The sequence below is a fragment of the Mycoavidus sp. SF9855 genome (assembly GCF_024582735.1).
Classification (GTDB): domain Bacteria; phylum Pseudomonadota; class Gammaproteobacteria; order Burkholderiales; family Burkholderiaceae; genus Mycoavidus.
The window spans coordinates 1,649,032-1,671,964 of record NZ_CP102085.1; the positions used below are offsets into that span (position 1 = coordinate 1,649,032).

A 22,933-nucleotide genomic window follows, 5' to 3' on the forward strand; every position below is an offset into this window, starting at 1 on the left:
GAAGCTTTATTCTAGCGCAAAATTATCTGAAGTTAACCCCTTCTCACGGACAGTAAAAGGTTTCCATAAATCAATTGGAAATAGAATTACAGACTCACGGCAATAGTGGCAACCCCAGCTCCTTAAGAAACTCGTTGTGCTTGTCTCGTGCCTTCGTGATTGCCTTTTCAATATCCCCCAATTGCTGATGAACCTCTTTCAAATCTATTTTTTCCTCTGCTTGTGTCGTGCTGATGTAGCGCGAGACGTTGAGATTGAAACCCTCTTTCTCGATGCGCTCCATCGGCACCCGCATGGAATAGCGCTCTTCCTCAGTGCGGTGCTTGTATGTTTCTACGATCTTGTTAATATGCTCAGGCAGTAAACGGTTCTGGCGCTTGCCTTTTTCGAAGTGCTCTGCTGCGTTGATAAACAGCACGTCGTCCGGCTTTTTGCACTTCTTCAATACCAGAATGCATACCGGGATACCCGTGGAGAAGAACAAGTTGGCAGGCAGAGCAATCACCGTATCGATGTTACCGTCCTTCAGCAGCTTCGTGCGGATGCGCTCTTCTGCTCCACCCCGGAACAACACGCCATGCGGCAGGATGATGGCCATCGTGCCTTCTGGCGCCAAAAAATGAAAACCGTGCAGCAAAAAGGCAAAGTCTGCCGCTGATTTGGGTGCCAGCCCGTAACTCTTGAAGCGGAAGTCCTCCGCCATGGTCTCGCCAGGCTCCCAGCGCAGGCTGAAAGGTGGGTTGGCTACGATGGCGTCGAACTGCAGCTTTTTCGCCGGATTGGCTTCGCGCAGCGCATCCCACTCATTGAGCAAGGTGTCGCCATGGAAGATTTCAAACTCGGAATCCTTTACCCCGTGCAGCAGCATGTTCATGCGTGCTAGGTTGTAGGTAGTGATATTATTTTCTTGTCCGTATATCTTGCCGATGCCGTGCGCCCCCATTATCTTGCGTATGTTCAAAAGTAGCGAGCCCGAGCCACAGGCAAAATCCAACACTTTGTCCAACCGCTGCTTGAGGCCAGCGCTGGGATCCTGCCCGTCCAGCGTCACGATCTCAGACAAGATCTGTGAAATAGGCTGAGGCGTGTAAAATTCACCGGCCTTCTTGCCCGAGCCGGCAGCAAATTGGCCAATCAAATACTCATAGGCATCCCCCAGCACATCGCTGCTAGTCGAGAACTCAGCCAAGTCCCCCTCAATCGTAGTGATGATGGTGCACAGTTTTGCGTTACGGTCGGGGGCTTTCTTGCCTAGCTTTTCTGAGTTGAGGTTGATCTCTGAAAACAGGCCGGAGAACGTGCTCTCAAACGACTTGTCCTCGATGTACTTGATGCCATTGTTCAGTTGCTTGAGCAACCCGGCGTCTTGCTTGCGCGCCATCTCGGCAAAGTTGCGCCACAGGTATTCGGGGGTAATCACATAGTGCACCTTGCGGCGCATCTGCACCTCAAACTCGGGCGTGTCGTCTTTATTTTGCTCATACCAAACGGCCAGCGGGGTACAGCGGTCGTCTTCTGGCAACTTGGGGTAATCGCTGCCCAATTCCTTCTGGGCAGCGGCCTCGTAGTTATCGGAGAGATAGCGCAAGAACAGAAAGGACAGCATATAGTCGCGAAAATCGTCCGCATTCATTGCCCCGCGTAAATTGTTAGCAATGCTCCACAAGGTATTGCCCAGCTTCTTTTGATCTTGTTCAGTCATGGTGTGTTGGTTGGTGCGGGTTGATCAATTTGCGCTTCAAAGTTAGGCAGTGCAAACGCATAGCGCGCCAGGAAGTCGTCGAGAATTTTTTTGAACAGCGCCTTGTTGTCTTCCACCATTTCACGAGGCTCGTGGATAGAATATTTGCCGTGGCTCAGCAAGTTCAGGACGCGGGCATGCAAAGCTACGTCCTGCGCATCCAGACACTTGGAAAAATCATCAAAGCCAAAGAAGGTAGCCGTCTTTTCCAAAATGCTGCGTAGCATATTGAAATGATGGGTATACAGCGCCCCGGTTTGACTGGCCGTTTGCAACTCGCTCAATATGGCCACATGGTGGAAGAACGGCGTGTCGGTGGTAGCGCGCAGCGTGTGGCCTTCGCCATCTTTGGTCTTGTGCAGGAAATAGGTTTTAGTTTGCTGCTTCTTCAATTCGTTTTGCATCACATTGAAGAATAAACCATGGTGTGAAGACACCACCGTCCTCACCCGATCCTTACCGCGCCGCAGCAACTTAGCCAGATCGCTGGCCACCGCGATAGCGTTGTTGTCGTCCAGCGATGAAATTGGATCGTCGATGTACAGGTACTTCACCCAGCCGTAAGCCTGGTCACCATCGATCGCCAGCTCGGCCAGAGCTAAAAACACACACCAGATAAAGATGTTTTCTTCACCGCGTGAGACCTTAATTTGATCAACGATCTCGCGAGCGTCGCCACGCTTCACCTCGCGCGAAAAACTGACCGCCCAGGCATTGTAATCGATGCGGAAAGCAAAGTCGGCGTAGCGCTCCAGATAAGGAAAAATCTTATCTTCCAAGGCCAATTCTTTGAATCCGGCAAAGAAGCGCGAAGCGGCATTGATGCGCAGCACACGCTGGCTGTCGCCTGCCAGATCATTGTCCCAGAAAAATAGATCTTCGGTGAAAGCATTGAAGTACAGCGTATCGCGTTCAAAATCCATAACGGTAGATACTTGATCCATCTCGCCATCAACCTTCAAACGACGAGCAAATTTCTTTTTACCGGCGTCCTTGAACGCCATAGACAGCCGGGTTTTGCCTGTACCGTTGTAAGCGAAGAGCAACACGAAATCTGCCCCGTTTTTGAAGTCATCTCGTATGCGATTCACTAAAGGACGCATAGTTTTATAACGGTATACCTTGGGGTGGTTGCTCATGCGTCACCTTCAAAGGTCGAGGGGAAAAGGCATTGCATCAAACCTTTCTTGTTGGCTTTCAGGACTTCAAGTTTTTGGGTGTGGAGGGCAATGAGATCGTCAAACGAGGCCAGGCTTACTCCAATCTTCTCTTGCTCGCCTAAGTCGGAGGGGAGGCAAACCTTGGTTTCTCTCAAACTACCCATGTTTATTTTGCACGGAACGGCGTTGAGCAGAGACTTGCTCAGGATTTCACGCTGGTAGAAACTGGACTGTAGATAAAAGTGCAAATACCGTGAGCTAAAGCTCTCTGATTGAGCAATAACAGCTAAGGTCACGTAGACTGCAAAATCGTAATCCCAATCGACGAGCTTGGAATACCCAATCTTCCCGATACGCGTCAGCAAAATGTCGCCCTTACAAGGCTTGTTTTTTCGTGTGTCGAAATCGTAGCTTTCTTGCGATATATACTTGTTCACTGCGCCGCTGACTAAATTCTCGACGCTGAAGAATGGGATTCCAGATGTCGTGTATTTCGGTGTTTGGTGCGTACCGTCAAAAATAACCGGTGAAATTTCGGATAGAGATTTTTCTTTCCACTCAGGCGCACTCTGAAATTCAGTAAATCGCAAACGCGGCACGGTTTCGCCTTCGGCAGGGAAAAGCTGCTGCATTAAACCTTTCTTGTGCACTTTGAGAACTTCAATTTTTTTGATTTGCGCAGTGATGAAATTGTCGATAGAGGAAAGGCAGTCGGCGATTTTCTTTTGTTCGTCCGGCTTAGTTGGGGTAGCAACGATGAATTTTTTAATTAATTCGACATCCCCTCTAGGCATCTTGACGCCTTTTGCGCCAGTCATGACATATTCGATGAATAAATCGCTTTTAAGAAGATGTGACAAGTATTTTGTGGTCACCTCTTTTTTTGCTCGAATGACGATCACATCATTTGAGGTCCCTCCTTCGATTTCAGCCACCCATACTTTTTTCAGGTAGGGTCGGATGTTTGAAATGAGAACATCATCTATCTTGAATCTAGTGGCCGAACCTGCCGAAGGTCGAGTAGGACTCGGCACCATACCCATAAAATCTTGCAGTAGATTTTCGGTACTAAGGTATCTCTCAGGACTTAAATTCTCCAATGCAACTTTTTCATTCACGAACAATGCAACCTCATGAAGTTGCGTTTTGCACCAATCGCCTGAATCCCGAAATTCCGGAAACCGCAATTTCGGCACTAATCGCTCGCTCGCCTTATTGCTCATAAGCTTTCAACCCCGAAATCTCCCGTCCTTGCGCCAGCTTATGCAGCAGTGGCAGCAAATCGCTCATCAAAGCCCGTTCTTTCTGACTTCGAGCTTTCCAGCCTAAATCCAGCGAAGCGAGTAAATCCCCCAATTTTTCACCGTCAAAAATCATGCGGGCCATGATGTGATCTACAAATGTTTGCAGGGCCTGAGCCTCTAGCCCGTGTTTCTGAGCAATACTGCGCAGTTGGCGGCTCTTCTGTTCGGCTTTGAAGTCGGCATAGCCCTGACGAATGGCTTGCTCGTTTAGACCCTGGCCTGCCTTTAGAGTGTAGATGTAGGCACTGATGTCCTCGTATTCGTCGATAAATTTGGCGTCCGCAGCGATCAAGCCGATGAGTTCGTCGCGGCTCATTTTCTGTTGTTCAGGCGCGCCCTGGTAGTTGGTGATCAAGGCCATGATGTAGTCGTAATCGATCAGGGCGGAGGCAAAAAGCACAAATTCGAAGTCGAGCTGCTGTACGGCATTGCTGTCGTCTGGCTGGCCGGCGCTCTGCTGAGCCTTAAGATGCTTAGCCGTTTCCAGATATTCCCCGCGGAAAGCCTTGAGTTTATCTTCAGGCATGATGGCAGAAATGCTGGCCTGATCGTCCTCGGTGAGATCAGTGTATCGGTCGAGCTTGGTCTTGAGGCGCTGCACTTCCTTGAACAGGTTGATGAACTGTGCCCGCGCCTCATCGCCCTTAAGGTTGTTGACCTGATCGGGCGTGTTCGCCAGGCCTTGCGAGGCCATGAACTGATCGAGCGTAGTGACAGCCGTCTTAAACTTGGCAATGACTTGCGGGGCGGCATCCACCAGCCAGATTTCGCGCGCACGCTCGCCTTGCTCACCGGAGAAGAGAGTAATCGCTGCCTTAACGGCGTCTTCCTGGTTACGGAAATCGAGCACGTTGCCGTAAGGCTTGCTATCGTTCAAGACGCGGTTAGTGCGCGAAAAGGCTTGGATTAGACCGTGGTACTTCAGATTCTTGTCCACGTACAAGGTGTTGAGGTATTTGGAATCGAAGCCAGTGAGGAGCATATCTACCACGACCACTAGGTCGATTTTTTGCGCGTGGGGCAAGTCTTGATTGGAGTATTGTTGATCCTTGATGCGCTTTTGCACGTCCTGATAATACAGGTCGAACTCGCTCACACTGTGGCGGGTGCCGTAACGAGCGTTGTAATCGGCCATGATCGCCTTGAGCGCCACCTTTTTTTTGTTAGGCTCGACTTGATTATCAGCTTGTTCCTGCGGCAGGTCTTCCTGGATCTGCTGCACGTCCTTATCGCCTTCGGCCGGTGGCGAGAACACGCAGGCAATATTGAGCGGACGAAAGTTAGGGTCTGCCGCTTGCCGCTGAGCTTGAGTTTCCTTGAAGAGACTGTGATACGCAATGGCGTGGTCGATGCTAGCGCAAGCCAGCACGGCGTTGAACTTGCGCTGGGCGGTGGCAGTGTCGTGCTTGCTCAGAATGGCATCCACCACAGCCTGCTGCTTTAGTTCATCATTGACCTTGTCCTTATCCTTGCCGTCGGCTTTGAAGAAGTGGACGTGGAACTGTAAAACGTTGTGGTCTTCAATGGCGTGGGTAATGGTGTAGGCGTGCAGTTGCTTCTGGAAGACGTCTTCGGTGGTAATGTCGGAGGCCTGTTGGCCTTGCACTTTCACTTTGTTGCCATTGTTGCCAAAGATAGGAGTGCCGGTGAAGCCGAAGAGTTGCGCATTCGGGAAAAAGTCTTTGATGGCCTTGTGGTTATCGCCAAACTGGGAGCGGTGGCATTCGTCGAAGATGAAGACGATACGCTTGTTTCGCAACGGCTCTAGGCGCTCCTTGTATTTGCGTTTGTGGGTGCCGTCGAGCGCGATGCCCAGCTTCTGGATAGTGGTGACAATCACTTTGTCAGCATAGTCGGTGGATAGCAGTCGCCGAACCAGATTCTCGGTGTTGGTATTTTCTTCGACGCAACCCGCCTGGAATTTGTTGAATTCCTCGCGAGTCTGCCGATCGAGGTCCTTGCGGTCCACGACGAACAGGCATTTCTCAAGGTCCGGGTTGTCCTTGAGCAAGGTGGATGCTTTGAACGACGTGAGCGTCTTGCCGCTGCCAGTGGTGTGCCAAACATAACCATTGCCTCGGTTCTGGTGAATGCAATCGACGATAGCGCGTACCGCATAGATCTGATACGGGCGCATGACCATCAGCTTTCGTTCGCTGGCCACTAGCACCATGTAGCGGCTAATCATCTGCCCCAGCGTGCACTTGGCCAGAAATTTCTCGGCGAAAGGGGCGAGGTGGTTGATCTTCTGGTTACTCTCGTCGGCAAACTGGTAGAACGGCAAAAAACGTTCGTCCGCGTCGAAACTGAAGTGGCGGTTGTTGTTGTTGGCGAAGTACCAAGTGCGGGTCTGATTGCTGACGATAAAAAGCTGAATGAAGCACATCAACGTCTTGGTATAGCCGTTGCCGGGGTCACTTTTATACTCAACCACCTGCTGCATGGCCCGGCGGGGACTAATGGCCAGCGTTTTAAGTTCGATCTGGACGACAGGCACACCATTGATCAGCAGCACCACATCGTAGCGATGATAGCTATTGTCGGTATTGATACGTGGCTGGCTCACCACCTCGAAACTGTTCTTGCACCAGTCCTTGATGTTGAGCAGCGTATAAAACAGCGGCGTGCCATCATCGCGTTCAAAGCTGTTGATTTCGCGCAGGCGCTTGGACGCGGCAAAAACATCGGCCGTAACAAGGTCGTCCTTCAAGCGTTCAAATTCGCTGTCACTCAGCGTAACGCGGTTCAACTCCTGGAATTTTTTGCGGAAATTCGCTTCCAGCGATGCACGATCACGAATATCCGATCGATAAATGTATTTGAGGGCTTCGAGCTTGACGATAAGATCATGCTCGATTTGGCTTTCTGTTGTTGTCATTAGGATTCACTAGCCTAGAAAACTGCGCCGATTTTTTCGTGGTCGGCCTCTTCGCATCTATCGAATTGTAACTGATAGGGTGGCTAGTTAGGACAGTGCGCATCAAGAAGATGATTATTCGCCTTATCGACCTTGCCTATCAAACTGGGTAGCACATCAGTGACTTACTAGCGCTAAAGTGGCAGGGTATAGATGACCGCGCACTACACAAAAGCATGCGAGATCGAACGGGCCAAACCCGTTTCATTAATTAAAGTACGCAAGTTAGACAATCGTTCTCAAGTTAGAGAAAACGCCTTACCTGAAAACCTTGGAAAGCTTTATGAATATTGGTCGGGGCGAGAGGATTCGAACCTCCGACCCCTTGCACCCCATGCAAGTACGCTACCAAGCTGCGCTACGCCCCGAACAAGCGAGAAATTATAACAGAGCAAAAATGCGCTTTGACACTTCTTGCATAAAACAAAGCTATTTAGGCCAATTATTTCTGCAAGATTTTGATCACACGCTCAATATCGTCACGCAACCGGCTGACGTCAAGCGAGGGTACGGCCTGGGGAGGAGGTTCAGACGCACTCGTTACGCTGCTGGTATGAGCGAGTGCTTGATATGAATCTAAGCGGTTGCGCGCACCATTAATGGTGAAACCTTGTTCATATAGAAGCTCTCGAATGCGGCGGATCAAAAGAACTTCATGGTGCTGATAATAACGACGGTTGCCGCGCCGTTTGACTGGACTAAGCTGAGTGAATTCTTGCTCCCAATAACGCAAGACATGGGGCTTTACAGCACAAAGCTCACTCACTTCACCAATCGTAAAGTAGCGTTTTGCAGGAATTGGCAGCAAGGTAATTTTTTGCAGCATCACTGAGTTCACCTCAACTCACCCTCAAAGTCAAAGCGGCGCATAAGCTGATGCTTGCACTGCCGGCATATTGCCTTCGACCAGTTCTTTGAGTTTCTGGCTGGCATGGAAAGTCACTACCCTGCGCGCAGCAATCGGGATCGTTTCCCCGGTTCTGAGATTGCGCCCAGGCCGCTGCGACTTATCACGTAATTGGAAATTGCCAAAACCGGATAGTTTGACGCTTTCTCCTCTTTCAAGCGCGTCGCCAATCAGCTCGAAAAAAGCGTCCACCATTTCTTTGGCTTCACGCTTATTTAAACCCACTTGATCGAATAGAAATTCAGCGAGCTCGGCTTTGGTTAGGGTTGGCACCTCGCTTGTAGACGAGTTCTGAGATAAATCCTGAGGTGGATTTGCTGGCTCTAACGCTGCGTGCTGCTCCAATACCTGTGCGCTCAATACCGTTGGGTTCATATTCTCAAAGCTCTTAGCCGCGCAAACGCGCATCATATACTCGAACCAGGCGGTCAACCAAAGTTTTAATGGCTAGATCAATCGTTGCATCTTGCAAGGTTCCTGCAGTATCTTGCAAGGTTATCCGAAACGCAAGGCTTCTTTGCTGGGAAGACTGAACGCCAGGTTCTGCTTTAGGACGAAACTCATCAAACACGGTAATTTGCTGCACGTGTTTACAGGCTTCATCAGCGCGGGCTTTTTGCATTTCATCAAGCAATTCCTGCGCCTTAATTTTATCGCTAACGAGCACTGCAATATCACGCCGCACAGGCGGAAATTTTGAAATCTCAACCACTGTTGGCAAAGTACGCTCACGCAATGCGTTGATATCGACTTCAAACAGAACAGGCGCATGCGGTAAATCATATTTTTGCAACCAGCGCGGATGCAATTCACCGATCCAGCCAACCTGTTTGCCGGCCAACTCAATGCGCGCACTGCGCCCTGGATGCAATGCTGGATGCTCGGCTGGCGTAAAGCGCAGCGTTGCCGGGGCAAACAGAGCGACTAAGTCGCCTTTAAGATCAAAAAAATCAACCAAGCGCGAGGCGGCTCCCCATTGTTCTGGCCAAACAGGCCCATACGCCAACGCCCCCACACACTGCGGCTGCGTTAATCCAGCCACCGTTAAATCACCTGCCGGCACCGCTGGGTCCAGAGAGAATACCCGCCCTATTTCAAACAGACGAATATGCCCAGCCTTACGCTTTAGGTTGTAACTCAGCACATTCACTAAGCTGCCAAGCAGCGTGCTACGCATCACCGATAGTTGACTGGCAATCGGGTTTAACACCCGCACCGGCGACGCATTGCCGGCAAAATCTTGCTCCCAGGCTTCGTCCACAAAACTAAAGTTGATAGTCTCTGCATAGCCAAGCGCTGCTAGTTGATGTCGAATTGGATGCACTGAGCGCTGCGTTTCACTCGCCTCGCGCATGATATTGAGGGCCACTGGCAAGCGTACAGGAATATTCTCAAAACCATAAATACGGGCCACCTCCTCAACCAGATCTGCCTCAATCTCAAGGTCAAAACGATAAGATGGGGGCCTCACGGTAAATTGATCACCTTTATGTTCAAAAGGCAAATCAAGGCGCGTAAAAATGTCTGCGACTTCATTTGGACTAATCGCCACCCCAATAATGCGGCTCGCCTGTGCCGCATGTAACGTGACTGGCTCACGTTTTGGTAAGGCAATCATTTGATCATCAATTGGCCCCGCTTCGCCCCCACAAATATCGACAATTAGGCGAGTCATATATTCGAGGTGAGCGACCGTAGTCGCATAATCGACACCACGCTCAAAACGGTGTGCCGCTTCAGTAGTGAAATTATAGCGACGCGCCCGCCCGCGGATGCTATCTGGCCACCAAAACGCAGCTTCTAGGTAGAGGCTGCAGGTGTCAAGCGAGACCGCAGCATGATCGCCCCCCATCACGCCAGCCAAGCTTTGCACTGCCTGCTGATCGGCAATCACCCCGACCGTCTCATCCAACTCAACTGTATTGCCGTTCAGCAGTTTAAGTGATTCGCCGGGTTGCGCCCAACGCACGTCAATTGGGCCTTGAAGTTTGTCGAGATCGAAGATATGTGTTGGCTGGCCCAGCTCAAGCATCACATAATTAGAAATATCGATTAATGCTGAAATACTACGCTGACCGGAGCGTTCAAGACGCTCGATCATCCATTTAGGGGTTTGTGCACGGGCGTTCACATGGCGCATCACCCGCCCTGAAAAACGCCCGCAAAGATCCGCGGCAGACACTTTGACCGGCAGAACTTCCGCTAAACTGGCTTGAATCGGTGCAAAGGCAGGCCGGCTCAAAGGTGCGCCAGTAATCGCAGAGACTTCCCGAGCAATGCCCAAAATCGACAGACAATCTGCCCGGTTTGGCGTTAACTTAATATCAAAAACCATCTCATCAAGATTCAACGCTTGCCGAATATCTTGCCCAACGGGTGTATCCGCTGGCAAAATCAGCAGACCGACGGCATCATCTGAAATTTTAAGTTCACGCGCTGAGCACAGCATGCCCTGGCTTTCGACGCCACGCAACTTGCTGTGCTTAATCCGAAAAGGCGCGCCATCAGCGTTAGCCGCCGGCAATTCTGCCCCCACTAACGCGCACGGCACCTTACAACCAACCGCAACATTGGGCGCACCACAGACAATCTGCAGTAATTCGCCCGTACCAACATCAACTTGGCACACATTCAGCCGATCCGCGTCAGGGTGTTTAGTGACTTCTCGTATCTGACCAACCACCACCTTTGAAGTCGGGGGCGCAACAGCACGCAGCGCCTCAATTTCAAGCCCTGCCATAGTAAGCGCATGGGCCAATAACTCAGCCGACAAAGGTGGGTCAACAAAGTCCCTTAACCAGGAATGCGGGAATTGCATGAAAAACTCAGCTTAAAAGTGGGAATAAATAGGTAGAAAGTTACGCAAACTGCTGCAAAAAGCGCAAATCGCCTTCAAAAAAGAGCCGCAAATCTTGTACGCCATAGCGTAACATCGTCAGTCGCTCCAAGCCACTGCCAAAAGCAAAGCCGGTGTAACGCTCTGGTGCTAGCCCCATATTACGAATCACATTTGGATGGACTTGGCCCGCGCCAGAAATCTCCAGCCATTTGCCGGCATTTTTACCGTGCTCAAACATCATATCGATTTCAGCAGAAGGTTCGGTAAATGGAAAGTAAGAGGGGCGAAAACGCACACGTAAATCATCGCGCTCAAAAAAGCGCCGCAGAAATTCCGTATAGACCCCTTTCAGGTCAGCAAAGCTAATGTTCTCATCAATCCAAAGCCCTTCAACCTGATTAAACATCGGCGCGTGAGTTGCATCGCTATCGACACGATAGGTCCGCCCAGCCGCAACCACCCTGATTGGCGGGCGATTCATCTGCGCATAGCGCACTTGCATCGGGCTGGTGTGCGTGCGCAATAGCAAGAGCTCGCCATTGGCATCGCGCGCATCGATATAAAACGTATCATGCATTGAACGTGCCGGATGGTTAAGCGGGCTATTGAGTGCGGTGAAATTGTACCAATCCGTTTCAATTTCAGGGCCGTCGGCTAGATCAAAGCCAATTGAGCGAAAGATCTGTTCAACCCGCTCCCAAGTATTCATCACCGGATGCAGGCTGCCCTTACTGGCGCCTCTTGCCGGCAAAGTCACATCAATCGCTTCCGCCGCCAGGCGCTGCTGCATCAGCTCATCTGCTAATTGCTCGCGGCGCGTGCGCAGCATCTCTTCAACCTGCTGCTTGGCCAGATTAATCCGCGCGCCCTCAAGCTTGCGAGTATCCGCATCAAGCTTGCCAAGGGCTTTTAAAAGTTCAGTCAACTGCCCCGCTTTCCCTAGAAAACGGGCTTTCTCGTTTTCTAGGGAAACCGCATCTGCCGCTTGTGCGAAAGCATGGCGAGCATCGGCAACAATCTGCTCCAAATTCATCGGTTTTCCAAAATATAACTTTAATGCAAGCGCCACAATGAAAATGGGGTTCAGTGAGAACCCCATTCTTAACGCGATAGAGAGGGCCCCAACACGATGGTGCGAGGCCTCTCAAACTAGGGTAACAAACTAGTTTACAACCACTGTTCTAACCTGCTCAACAATCGCTGCAAACGCGGCTTTGTCCATCACCGCCATATCGGCTAAAACTTTACGATCCAACTCGATCGCTGCTTTTTTAAGGCCATTGACGAACACGCTATAGGTCATATCATGTTCGCGCACGGCTGCATTGATCCGGGTAATCCACAAAGCACGAAAAACGCGCTTTTTATTGCGACGGTCACGATAGGCATACTGCCCAGCTTTCATGACAGCCTGTTTGGCTACTCGATAGACATTTTTACGACGGCCACGATATCCTTTAGCGGCATCGATGACTTTCTTATGACGGGCCCGCGCGGTGACCCCACGTTTAACTCTAGGCATGGTTTTCTCCTATTTATGTGAGTGTGAGATCAAGCGTATGGAAGCATTGCACGTACAGAGCTGACATCAGCTGCATGTACTTCGGTCGTGCCACGCAGATGACGTTTACTTTTCGTCGACTGTTTGGTGAGAATATGGCGCTTAAAGGCTTGGCCCCGTTTAACGGTGCCTCCTGGGCGCACCACAAAGCGCTTAGCAGCGCTTTTCTTGGTTTTCATTTTAGGCATTAAAACTCCTGTTTTTTGAACGTGAAACATAGGTGTACGGCTCATGTGCGCCGTCCTTATATGACCTCTGTTCACTTATACCGGCAATCAACCCGCCGAACCTTTCGGCCACTACGCAAAGCCTCTGCGTAGTGGCCAAAATTTTGTACTACCAAAACTTTGTACTAGATAGCAATTAAGCTAGGCCAGTTACTTTTTCTTCTTAGGCGACAACACCATCACAATCTGGCGCCCTTCCATCTTCGGCATTTGCTCGACCTGTCCATGTTCTTCAAGGTCTCCACGCAAACGCTCAAGCATCCGCATACCAATTTCTTGGTGAGCCATTTCACGGCCCCGAAAACGCAAAGTGATTTTGGTTTTATCGCCTTCTTCAAGAAAACGCACCAAATTACGCAACTTAACGTTGTAATCACCCTCATCCGTTCCCGGACGGAATTTGACTTCTTTAAGCTGGATAACCTTTTGTTTCAGCTTTGCCTCGTGCGCTTTTTTGGCTTCTTGGTACTTAAATTTCCCATAATCCATTAAGCGGCAAACCGGCGGCGCCGCTTGCGGCGCAATTTCGACTAGATCGATCTCGGCTTGTTCTGCTAAACGCAAAGCTTCGGCCAGCTTCACAATGCCAATGGCCTCGCCATCCACACCCATCAAACGCACTTCAGGCGCTGTAATTCCGCTATTTAGGCGGTGTGAAGATTTATCTGTAGCGATGTTATTTCCTTTTTCAATTAAAAAAACCAACTATGCTTAGCGCGCTCACCTCAACTAAGCGCTTTGCATAGCCATCCTATTTTATAAAGCGGGCTTTTTAAACCGTATTATTTAAAGCACGACACTTCATTGCGTAAACTTTCAAGAAAGTCGCCAATGGGTATCACACCTTGGTCTACGCCACCACGGGCGCGTACCGCGACCGTTTGAGCATCACGTTCCCGGTCACCTACAACCAACAAATAAGGGATCTTCCGTAACGTATGTTCGCGTATTTTATAGCTAATTTTTTCATTGCGCAAATCGGCCTCAACTCTAAAGCCTTGTTTTTGCAATGTTTCAGCGACCTCGCCCGCATACGCTGCTTGACTTTGGGCGATATTTAGCACCACCACCTGAACCGGCGCCAACCATGCCGGCAATGCGCCAGCGTAATGTTCAATTAAAATCCCAATAAAGCGCTCCAGCGAGCCCAATACAGCCCGATGCAGCATGACTGGCCGGCGGCGGCTATTATCTTCTGCCACATATTCAGCATCCAGTCTTTCCGGCAACACAAAATCCAGTTGCAATGTGCCGCATTGCCATGAGCGACCTAACGCATCTTTAATATGATATTCAATCTTCGGCCCATAGAAAGCGCCTTCGCCCGGCAACTCTTGCCAGTTTAAGTCGCACGCAGATAAAGCCTGGCGCAAGCCTTCTTCTGCACGCTGCCAAACTTCATCAGACCCGGCGCGCTGCTCAGGACGCAGCGATAATTTGACCTCAATGTCCGTAAAACCAAAATTTTTATAAATATCCATCGCCAATGTATGAAAGGCGATTGATTCAGCAACCACTTGCTCTTCGGTACAAAAAATATGCGCATCGTCTTGCACAAACCCCCGCACGCGCATTAACCCATGCAACGCACCTGAGGGTTCATTGCGATGACATGAGCCAAATTCCGCCAAGCGTAATGGCAAATCTCGGTACGAGTGGAGTGTGTGATTGAAGACTTGGACATGCCCCGGGCAACTCATCGGTTTGATTGCATAATCACGTTTTTCCGATTCAGTCGTGAACATGCCGTCGCGATAGTTCTGCCAATGGCCTGATCGCTCCCACAGCGCCCGATCAATCACCTGCGGCGTGCGGATCTCACGATAGCCTGCGCTGGTCAGTCGGGCCCGCATATATTGTTCAACCTGCTGCCAGATTGACCAGCCCTGCGGGTGCCAAAACACCATACCCGGCGCATTGTCTTGCAAATGAAAAAGGTCAAGCTGCTTACCGAGTTTACGATGATCACGCTTCTCGGCTTCTTCTAGCCGATATAAATAAGCGTCTAATTCCTCTTGACTCGCCCAAGCAGTGCCGTAAATGCGTTGTAATTGCTGATTACGCGCATCGCCCCGCCAATATGCCCCCGCCACCTTCAGTAATTTGAAAGCCTTCAATTTACCCGTATTAGGAACATGCGGGCCACGGCATAAGTCGGTAAAACCGCCATGCGAATACAGGGAAATGGAGTCGCCCGGCGGAATGGATTCGATAATTTCAGCTTTGTAATGCTCACCGATATCATTGAAATAGCAGATCGCTTGCTCGCGCGGCATGACCTGGCGCGACACGACTTCATTGCGCTTAACCAATTCGCGCATGCGCTTTTCAATTGCCTCAAGGTCCTCTAATGTAAATGGGCGGCTATAAGCAAAATCATAATAAAAGCCATTTTCGATCACCGGTCCAATTGTCACCTGAGCTTCTGGAAATAAATCTTTGACCGCATAAGCGAGCAGATGCGCGGTTGAATGGCGGATGATCTCTAGGCCATCTTCATTCTGGCTAGTAATAATGGCTAACGAGGCATCACGCTCGATGATTGCTGAAGTATCGACTAGCTGCCCATCAAGGCGCGCGCCAAGCGCGGCTTTAGCAAGCCCGGGACTAATTGCAGTCGCAACTTCAGCCACCGAGACTGGGCGCTCGAACTCCCGCACTGAGCCGTCAAGTAAATGTACCGAAATCATCAAACGCTCCTAGCCGCGATTCAGAAGCTAGTTGCCTCTGGCGTAACCATACAAAAAAGAAGGACAAAAAAATGCGGCCTCAACAACGTCTGGTTAAGGCCGCATTAATATCAATTAAATCAAAACATTCGTTGGTAGGCTCGATTGGACTCGAACCAACGACCCCCACCATGTCAAGGTGGTGCTCTAACCAGCTGAGCTACGAGCCTAAAGAAGCAAGCATTTTAAAGGCTTTTTGTATAAAAGCCAAGGCCTTGCCTTGCTATTTGAATAATTCAGCGTGCGTGCCGGCTCGTACAAAGCTTACTTGCTGCTGTTTTTTTCCAGATCATCGAACAATTCGGTAGCAGTTGCAAAGCGCGCATGGTGCGTACGCGCAACCTCGTCAGCCTCAACCATCGCGGCACGCGTTGTGAGAGGGGGATAACTTCACTCCCCACCCCACGCTAAGACAGCGCCTCTTTGGAGCAGAAAGGAGGTATCGTTTTTAAAACGTGTATTATTTTTTGCCGGTTGGACGGGGCTGAGCAGTGACATTCGGCTTGGCGGGAACAGGCGGCTCTACGGCCGTGCCAATCATCAGTCCCTCTTGTTGGAACTTAGCCACTGACCGCTGGCCTAAGCCCTTCACGCGTGCGGCTAAATCAGCCGCATCCTTATACGCACCATGTTGATCACGCTCTTTAACAATGGTCTCCGCTTTGACGGAATTAATCCCTTTTATACTTTGCAGAGTTGCGGCATTAGCAGAGTTGACATCAACTCCCGCATACGCGGGATGAATCACGATAGTAGAGGTCAGCGCCAGTACAGATAAAATAAATAGCAGATTTTTGAGCATTTTAGCTCTCCTTTAAGGGGTGTTAACACGACACATTTGCTCATTTGCATCGCTTAAGGAGAATCAGTGTATGGCACTTACACGGCTAATTATAGCTGGCCAATTAGCCAATTTACATAACGTGCTACACCTTGCTCGACATTCAAAAATGGCGCGTTGTAGCCCGCTTTGCGCAACTGTGTTAAATCAGCTTGGGTCAGGCATTGGTATTTGCCGCGCAGCGCATCTGGAAAAGGAATATATTCAATCAGGCCCTGCGCCACCAGTGCTGCAAGCGGTAAGGCGGCTTCACCGCCCAGCGTGCGCAAGGTATTGACTACGCTCACCGCAATATCATTAAAGGGTTGTGCCTGGCCGCTGCCCAAATTAAAAATACCCGACTGCTGAGGATGATCAAAAAAATGCAAATTGACCTTGACCACATCTTCAACCGAGACAAAATCACGCTGCTGTTGGCCGGCTGCATAGCCATTATATTCGCCAAATAATTTCACCCGGCCCTGCGTACGAAACTCATTAAAATTGTGCAACGCGACCGAAGCCATACGCCCTTTATGGGCTTCGTTTGGCCCATAAACATTAAAATAGCGAAAACCAACAATCTGCGTTTGCGCCGTGGGCAATTTGCGGCGGACGAATTGATCGAATAAGAATTTCGAATAGCCATAAACATTCAGTGGGCGCTCGCAAGCACGCGTTTCAGCAAAGGCGCTAGAGCCGCCATAGATCGCAGCGGATGAGGCGTATAAGAAAGGAATCTGCTGTGCGCCACATATTTCTAGCAAGGAGCGGCTATACGCAAAGTTGTTCTCCATCATATAACGGCCATCAGCCGCCATCGTATCCGAGCAGGCGCCTTGATGAAAGACCGCGCGGATTTTGCCAAAGGCGCCGCGCGCAAAGCGTTCGATAAATTCAGCTTTATCGAGATAATCGGAGATTTCGCACTCGACTAAATTCTTGAATTTTTCAGCGCGCGTCAGATTGTCAACCGCAATGATGTTATGTTCGCCGCGTGCGTTTAACGCTTTTACCAGGTTACTACCAATAAAACCGGCTGCGCCAGTCACAATCAGAGTCATCAATATATTCCGTAGATTAGTTTAAGCTCATCGTAATGACGGTATCTGTTCATCTACGTGGCATCAAACTTGATTGGCTTTTTTATGAAAAAAGTTCATCGTATTTTACAGCCGCGGTACCGAGCTTGCCAACGACAATGCCGGCCGCTCGATTCGCATGGATGACCGCTTCAACCAGCGGCACACCCGCGGCTAGCAGCGCCGCCAAGGTAGCGATCACAGTATCCCCCGCGCCTGCTACATCATAGACTTCACGTGCTACCGTATTAATATGAAGTGCGCTGTCAGCATAATAAAGCGTCATTCCTTCTTCTGAGCGCGTGAGCAATAAAGCGTCAATATCCAGCGCTAGGCGCAACTGCCTAACGCGTTGTTTAAGGTCGTCTTCCGACTGCCAGCTGCCCGTCACTGCGCGCAATTCGGTGCGATTTGGCGTGATCAAGCTGGCCCCGCGATAAGGCGTCCAATTGTCGCCTTTTGGATCCACCAATACCGGCTTACCAGCAACACGCGCGGCGGCAATCATCTCTGTCACGTGGGCCGTTAAGTACCCTTTGCCATAATCAGACAGTAATACTACATCTTGCGTAGCAAGCAATGATTTAAAGCCCATCAACCCAGCTGGTGGCGCTTCATGGGTTAATTTCTTTTCAAAATCAACGCGTAATAATTGCTGCTGGCGCGACACAACGCGTAGTTTCACTGTAGTCAGTCGTGCGTCATCCTGCTCAAGGTAAGCGCCAACACCACTTTCAGCAAGTAACTTAAGCAGCTGGCGGCCTGCTTCATCATCGCCAATCATACCAATCAGGTTGGCTTGTGCGCCAAGCGCCGCAATATTGCGCGCAACGTTGGCCGCCCCACCCAAGCGTTCCTCACAATGCTGTACATGAACTACCGGCACCGGCGCCTCAGGCGAGATGCGGGTTGTATCGCCAAACCAGTAACGATCGAGCATCACATCCCCCACCACTAACACGCGTGCGGGGACTAATTGCTCTCGTAACACCGGTGCGCGGTGGTCAATTTGCACAGGCAATGCCTTATCTACAGCCACCATATAGATCTCCTTGAGCGGCACAGGTAGCAGGTAAGTTAAGTGACTCATCAGTACGCCCGATTGCATGATATTCAATCTCTAGCGCACCCATCGCAGCAGGCTCATACAAATTACGGCCATCAAAAATCAATGGCGTTTTCAGTTGCGCGCGTAACAGCTGAAAATCAGGGCTCTTGAATGCATCCCATTCTGTCACCACCACCAACGCATCCGCGCCCTCGACAGCCTGCATGGGTTCAGCCGCAAATGACAAACGTGCAGATGCGGTCGGCTCAGCTTGCAAATCAAGCGCAAAAACGCGCTTGGCTTCATCCATGGCAACCGGATCGTAAACCACCACCGTAGCGCCACGCGCCAATAAGGCAGCAATCAAGACTCGACTTGGGGCTTCGCGCATATCATCTGTGTCAGGCTTGAACGCAAGCCCCCAAACGGCAAACCGAAAAGCGGATAAATCTGCGCCCAAGCGGGCGACAATTTTTTGCGCTAGCACCTGCTTTTGCGCATCATTGACTGCTTCAACCGCAGACAGGATATGTAAAGGCTGATCATGTTCGCTAGCGGTACGAATCAAAGCTTGTACATCTTTTGGAAAGCAAGAGCCGCCATAGCCGCAGCCCGGATACAGAAAATGATTGCCAATCCGCGGGTCGGCACCGATACCGCGGCGCACCGCGTCAATATCAACACCAATGCACTCAGCCAAATTAGCCAGTTCGTTCATAAAAGAAATACGAGTGGCCAACATTGCATTGGCCGCATATTTGGTCATTTCGGCCGAGCGTACGTCCATTTGCAGCAAACGTTCATGATCGCGGTTAAAGGGTGCATATAGGCTTTTCATCATGTCAGCTGCGCGCATGCCATTTTGATCATTCTCGCAACCGAGTACAATCCGGTCCGGCCGCATAAAATCATCAAGCGCGGCCCCTTCTTTCAAGAATTCAGGATTTGACACGACTGAAAACGGATGCTCTACCGCGCGCTCTGCTAGCTCAGCGGCAATAGCGTGCTGGACACGCTGCGCCGTGCCAACTGGCACCGTCGATTTGTTGACAATGACCTTAAAGCCATTCATGTGCTGACCAATATTGCGAGCTGCGGCTAGCACATATTGCAGATCAGCCGAACCGTCTTCGTCTGGCGGCGTACCCACTGCAATAAATAAGATATCGCCGTGCTCCGCCCCTGCCGCCAGATCAGTCGAAAATTGAATCCGCCCAGCCGCCCGATTGCGCGCAATCATTTCTCGCAACCCTGGCTCGTAAATAGGAACGCCACCATTATTCAGCAGGTCAATCTTATGCGCCGCGACATCAATGCAAAATACGTGGTTACCCGTCTCCGCCAGACAAGCCCCGGTGACAAGGCCCACATAACCCGTGCCAATAATAGTAATTTTCATGTGTTTTTATTTGATTTGATAAAATTCAATAGAGTGAATACAGTCGGCTGCAGGTTTAAATCCTAACCTAGCTATGTGCCATAGGTTCTGTACGGCATGACGCGTAGGTTTCCCAACCGCGGCAGCCTGGGCATTGCCAATAAAAAAACCGGGCGCGAAAGCCACAATCCCGGCAGATATAACGCGGCAAATTTTTTGTGCGCTGAATTAATAGCCTGCGCATTAACTCAAGCTCGCTACGACGCTCCGTTTCCGCGCTGGCAAGTTGCGCCTCAAGCAATCTAAGCATGCCCGTTAGGTTTGGCGCTTTTTGCATTTGCGCGCGCGCCAGTGCATGGGCGGCCTCAACCCCTTGATGCGCAGCAATATACGGGTAAGCAATATCCAATAAATCATGCGATGCATGACGCTCAAGATAGTCAATCAATAAGCGACTGCCTTGTTCCGCCAGGCCCAGTTTCTCATGAGCGCTCATCAGCTTTTCAGCGACCAGGGGTAAATACGTCGCGTTCTCTTTCTCAATCTGCATCCAGGCGTCAATCGCCGCGGTTAGGTTGCCCAACGCGAGTTCAACTTGACCCTGTAAAATCATGGCGCGCGCATTGGTCGGATGAGCCACCAGCGAGCGCTCAAGTTCACTACGCGCCTGCTCGAGCTGTTTACGCTGCAACGCCTCTTCAGCCAGCTCACAATAAAACTGTGCGATCTGTTGGCGGCAAGACTGTACGCCCAGCACTTCGAGTCGCTCGGCAATCGCAATCGCCCGCTGCCAATCTTTTTGAATACTATAAATCGTTAATAAGCTACGCTGCGCTTCGCTGGCATATATTCCTGCCGCCAACTGCTCGAATGCAGTTTCGGCACGATCGAAAAGGCCCGCCTTCAAAAAATCTTGGCCCAATTCATACAGCGCATGATCTCTTTCCACTACTGGCAAATCAGTGCGATTGAGTAAGTTTTGATGGACGCGGATGGCGCGCTCGGTTTCACCCCGGCGGCGAAATAAATTGCCTAGCGCGAAATGGAGTTCGGTAGTTTCTGGATCGAGTTTGGCAACCTCAATAAAAGCATCAATTGCTTTATCGTGTTGCTCACTCAGCAGAAAATTAAGGCCACGAAAATAAGAGCGTGGCAGGTTTGTGCCTTCTGCCAACAAATGTTTGAGATCAAAACGCGCTGCCATCCAGCCCAAACCGAAAATCAACGGAATAACCAGTAGCCACCAGAAATCAAGATCCATGCGTCAACTCTTACTTACTTTTGTTATTAAATCAGCGGCGGCGGCAATTCATCGCGTGCCATCGATAGCTCGCGCGCACGCTTGAGTTCGCGCTTAAGGCGCCCAATTTGAAACTGCCGCTGAAAATTTGTAGGAAGAGTAAAAAGTAACCCAGCCAATATACCCACGACAAAAAAAGCAAAGCCGATAATAATCAACGGCGCCTGCCAGCTGTAACCCGCGAAGACATTCAGTGTTACGCTTTGCGTATTAGCCAGGGCTAATAATAACAACACTGCAAAAACAAGAAGGCGAACCAGCCAGACTAGAAAGCGCATGCGAATCAGCTCATGAATGCTTCGGTTATGAAAACAGACAGGCTTTAATCGCCTATCAGCGCGGGTAGCAGAAACGTATTATAAACGAAGCGGCTACCGGCAGGATGTTCTGGCTGCGACCTTTTTCTACGACATACTCGCGCCGCGCTGCTTCAAAAGTGCCCGATTCATCCCGCCTAACCCTCGCACCCCTGCCAATAACGTATCCTTCACTGTCAGGATTTCATGCCCCGAACTCCAGCATAAAATCGCTTTAGTCTCTTCTCCTTCTTTTTTTACCTGCCACCGGCGCACTGATTTATCTGTACTCCCAGTCACCAGGTAGGCGCCGTCGCGGGTTGTTTTCCAGACAACGCTACAAACACCTCCGTCAAAATCTTCAATCACCGCTCGACACTGGCCCGAGACAACATCCCACAGCCTCACCGTATAGTCATCACTGCCCGAGGCAACCTGCGAACCGCTCGGCGCATACACCACGCTAGTAACATAGCCTGTATGCCCTTCTAAGGTGTGTCCAAGGGCTCCGCTGTGCGCGTCCCACAGCCGCACCGTTTTGTCCCAACTGCCCGAGGCGATCTGCGCACCGCTCGGCGAATACACCGCGCTAGTAACAGAGCCTGTATGCCCTTCTAAGGCGTAAATTTTTGCCCAATTCGAAGTCGAATACACGCTGACCTTACCCCTTTCACGACCTACCGCACAGCTTTTCCCATCTGGTGAATACGCGCAGGAATACACTTCACTCTCTTCCTTGAGAAACGGCCATTCACCAAACTGCACCCCGGCCATCTGCGCGCCGCTTAAATTCGCCTGGCGCAGCCAGCTCGCGCGAAGAGTAATCTTTCTTAAATCCGCCTCTTGCAACTGCGCTGAATCGAATACCCCAAAACTCAGATCTGCCCCGGGAATCTGGATAACCTTTAAATCGGCCCGATTAAACGGCACCCCCGCTTTGACCAAGATCGTCATCGCATGGGCCGCTATTTGGCGCGCCCCTGCATCAGCTTTTGAGCGCTCAATAATGGCTAACAACCGCTCCTTAAAGAATGGCTCTTTCTGAACACGCTCGGTCAACCAGCGCATCACGCCCAGATCGCCGACCCAATGCTTGGGGGCTAGCGGCAGGTCTTTCAGCATTTGTCGAGGCTGAACAGAAGGGCTTTCAAAACTATACACGGAAGCCGTGCTATCGCGACGGGGGCGGGTGTTAAGCGCTATGCACTCATCGAACGACTAAAACAGCGCGCGCCACACAATATTCCAGCAGCGATTTATGAATAAAACGGTATTGATTTCCGCTTCGGATCAGCGGCCAGGCCTCTCGCAGTAGCTGGTTCTTATCTGCGCGCCCAAAAAAAGTTTCTTTCCAATTCCCCTCGTCTTTGAACAACGAATACTCGACTATCGGGTTACCCCCATTCTCTATATACAGATGCACCGCTAACTCTTGCACAAATTTTATACCGTGCTGGGCAAAATCATCATCGCACAACGCTCTAAAGAGTTCTCCTTGAGTCCCTTTTAAATCTTGTTCGCTTAAGCGCTGTTGGTTGCTCTCGAACCAGCGTCTGACGAAATGCTCATACAGGTCCACCGTTGTCATCGTGTCGTAACATAGGCAGAGCAAGCGAGCACATCC

The 22,933-nt window shown here is 50.5% G+C and carries 20 protein-coding genes and 2 tRNA genes; all 22 read right to left on the reverse strand.

Features of this window, described 5'->3' with window-relative positions:
- Nucleotides 1-94: 94 nt before the first annotated feature.
- The 22 genes from NQD60_RS06495 to NQD60_RS06600 all read right to left on the reverse strand — a co-directional run bounded on the left by NQD60_RS06495 (nt 95) and on the right by NQD60_RS06600 (nt 22,897).
- Complete coding sequence (locus NQD60_RS06495; protein ID WP_257100138.1) at nt 95-1,702, reverse strand: type I restriction-modification system subunit M; 1,608 nt, start codon at nt 1,700-1,702, stop codon at nt 95-97.
- Complete coding sequence (locus NQD60_RS06500) at nt 1,699-2,880, reverse strand: AAA family ATPase (RefSeq protein ID WP_257100139.1); 1,182 nt, start codon at nt 2,878-2,880, stop codon at nt 1,699-1,701. The genes NQD60_RS06495 and NQD60_RS06500 overlap by 4 nt, the downstream gene beginning before the upstream one ends.
- Complete coding sequence (locus NQD60_RS06505; protein ID WP_257100140.1) at nt 2,877-4,124, reverse strand: restriction endonuclease subunit S; 1,248 nt, start codon at nt 4,122-4,124, stop codon at nt 2,877-2,879. Before NQD60_RS06505 ends, NQD60_RS06500 begins: the two co-directional genes overlap by 4 nt.
- On the reverse strand, nt 4,114-7,083 hold the full coding sequence (locus tag NQD60_RS06510) for a type I restriction endonuclease subunit R (RefSeq protein ID WP_257100141.1): 2,970 nt from the start codon (nt 7,081-7,083) through the stop codon (nt 4,114-4,116). Before NQD60_RS06510 ends, NQD60_RS06505 begins: the two co-directional genes overlap by 11 nt.
- A 330-nt stretch (nt 7,084-7,413) precedes the next feature.
- A tRNA-Pro gene (locus NQD60_RS06515) sits at nt 7,414-7,490 on the reverse strand.
- Nucleotides 7,491-7,564: 74 nt separating this feature from the next.
- A complete protein-coding gene (locus tag NQD60_RS06520) occupies nt 7,565-7,948 on the reverse strand; it encodes a MerR family transcriptional regulator (protein ID WP_257101285.1) in 384 nt (127 codons plus the stop codon).
- Nucleotides 7,949-7,978: 30 nt separating this feature from the next.
- On the reverse strand, nt 7,979-8,374 hold the full coding sequence (locus NQD60_RS06525) for an integration host factor subunit alpha (RefSeq protein ID WP_306438085.1): 396 nt from the start codon (nt 8,372-8,374) through the stop codon (nt 7,979-7,981).
- A 43-nt stretch (nt 8,375-8,417) separates the two neighbouring features.
- A complete protein-coding gene (pheT, locus tag NQD60_RS06530) occupies nt 8,418-10,847 on the reverse strand; it encodes a phenylalanine--tRNA ligase subunit beta (RefSeq protein WP_257100143.1) in 2,430 nt (809 codons plus the stop codon).
- 40 nt (nt 10,848-10,887) lie between these two features.
- Nucleotides 10,888-11,901, reverse strand: coding sequence for a phenylalanine--tRNA ligase subunit alpha (pheS, locus tag NQD60_RS06535; protein WP_257100144.1), 1,014 nt, complete (start codon nt 11,899-11,901; stop codon nt 10,888-10,890).
- Between the two features lie 129 nt (nt 11,902-12,030).
- Nucleotides 12,031-12,390, reverse strand: a complete 360-nt coding sequence (gene rplT, locus NQD60_RS06540) for a 50S ribosomal protein L20 (RefSeq protein ID WP_223691738.1) — start codon at nt 12,388-12,390, stop codon at nt 12,031-12,033.
- A 29-nt stretch (nt 12,391-12,419) separates the two neighbouring features.
- Nucleotides 12,420-12,617, reverse strand: coding sequence for a 50S ribosomal protein L35 (rpmI, locus tag NQD60_RS06545; RefSeq protein ID WP_223691740.1), 198 nt, complete (start codon nt 12,615-12,617; stop codon nt 12,420-12,422).
- A gap of 189 nt (nt 12,618-12,806) precedes the next feature.
- Complete coding sequence (gene infC, locus NQD60_RS06550) at nt 12,807-13,349, reverse strand: translation initiation factor IF-3 (RefSeq protein WP_223694757.1); 543 nt, start codon at nt 13,347-13,349, stop codon at nt 12,807-12,809.
- Nucleotides 13,350-13,438: 89 nt separating this feature from the next.
- A complete protein-coding gene (gene thrS / locus NQD60_RS06555; RefSeq protein WP_257100145.1) occupies nt 13,439-15,346 on the reverse strand; it encodes a threonine--tRNA ligase in 1,908 nt (635 codons plus the stop codon).
- 132 nt (nt 15,347-15,478) lie between these two features.
- A tRNA-Val gene (locus tag NQD60_RS06560) sits at nt 15,479-15,555 on the reverse strand.
- 290 nt (nt 15,556-15,845) lie between these two features.
- Complete coding sequence (locus NQD60_RS06565) at nt 15,846-16,187, reverse strand: helix-hairpin-helix domain-containing protein (protein ID WP_257100146.1); 342 nt, start codon at nt 16,185-16,187, stop codon at nt 15,846-15,848.
- An 89-nt stretch (nt 16,188-16,276) separates the two neighbouring features.
- On the reverse strand, nt 16,277-17,269 hold the full coding sequence (rfaD, locus tag NQD60_RS06570; RefSeq protein WP_257100147.1) for an ADP-glyceromanno-heptose 6-epimerase: 993 nt from the start codon (nt 17,267-17,269) through the stop codon (nt 16,277-16,279).
- A gap of 82 nt (nt 17,270-17,351) precedes the next feature.
- Nucleotides 17,352-18,329, reverse strand: a complete 978-nt coding sequence (gene rfaE1 / locus NQD60_RS06575) for a D-glycero-beta-D-manno-heptose-7-phosphate kinase (RefSeq protein WP_257100148.1) — start codon at nt 18,327-18,329, stop codon at nt 17,352-17,354.
- Nucleotides 18,313-19,734 (reverse strand): UDP-glucose/GDP-mannose dehydrogenase family protein, encoded by a 1,422-nt coding sequence (locus NQD60_RS06580; protein ID WP_257100149.1) that lies wholly within the window; start codon nt 19,732-19,734, stop codon nt 18,313-18,315. The genes rfaE1 and NQD60_RS06580 overlap by 17 nt, the downstream gene beginning before the upstream one ends.
- 67 nt (nt 19,735-19,801) lie before the next feature.
- Nucleotides 19,802-20,974 (reverse strand): lipopolysaccharide assembly protein LapB, encoded by a 1,173-nt coding sequence (gene lapB / locus NQD60_RS06585; RefSeq protein ID WP_257100150.1) that lies wholly within the window; start codon nt 20,972-20,974, stop codon nt 19,802-19,804.
- A gap of 26 nt (nt 20,975-21,000) precedes the next feature.
- A complete protein-coding gene (locus NQD60_RS06590) occupies nt 21,001-21,291 on the reverse strand; it encodes a lipopolysaccharide assembly LapA domain-containing protein (protein ID WP_223691770.1) in 291 nt (96 codons plus the stop codon).
- Between the two features lie 126 nt (nt 21,292-21,417).
- Nucleotides 21,418-22,431: a pentapeptide repeat-containing protein gene (locus NQD60_RS06595; protein WP_257100152.1), complete on the reverse strand. Its 1,014-nt coding sequence runs from the start codon at nt 22,429-22,431 to the stop codon at nt 21,418-21,420.
- An 85-nt stretch (nt 22,432-22,516) separates the two neighbouring features.
- Nucleotides 22,517-22,897 (reverse strand): hypothetical protein, encoded by a 381-nt coding sequence (locus tag NQD60_RS06600; protein ID WP_257100153.1) that lies wholly within the window; start codon nt 22,895-22,897, stop codon nt 22,517-22,519.
- Nucleotides 22,898-22,933 lie beyond the last annotated feature (36 nt).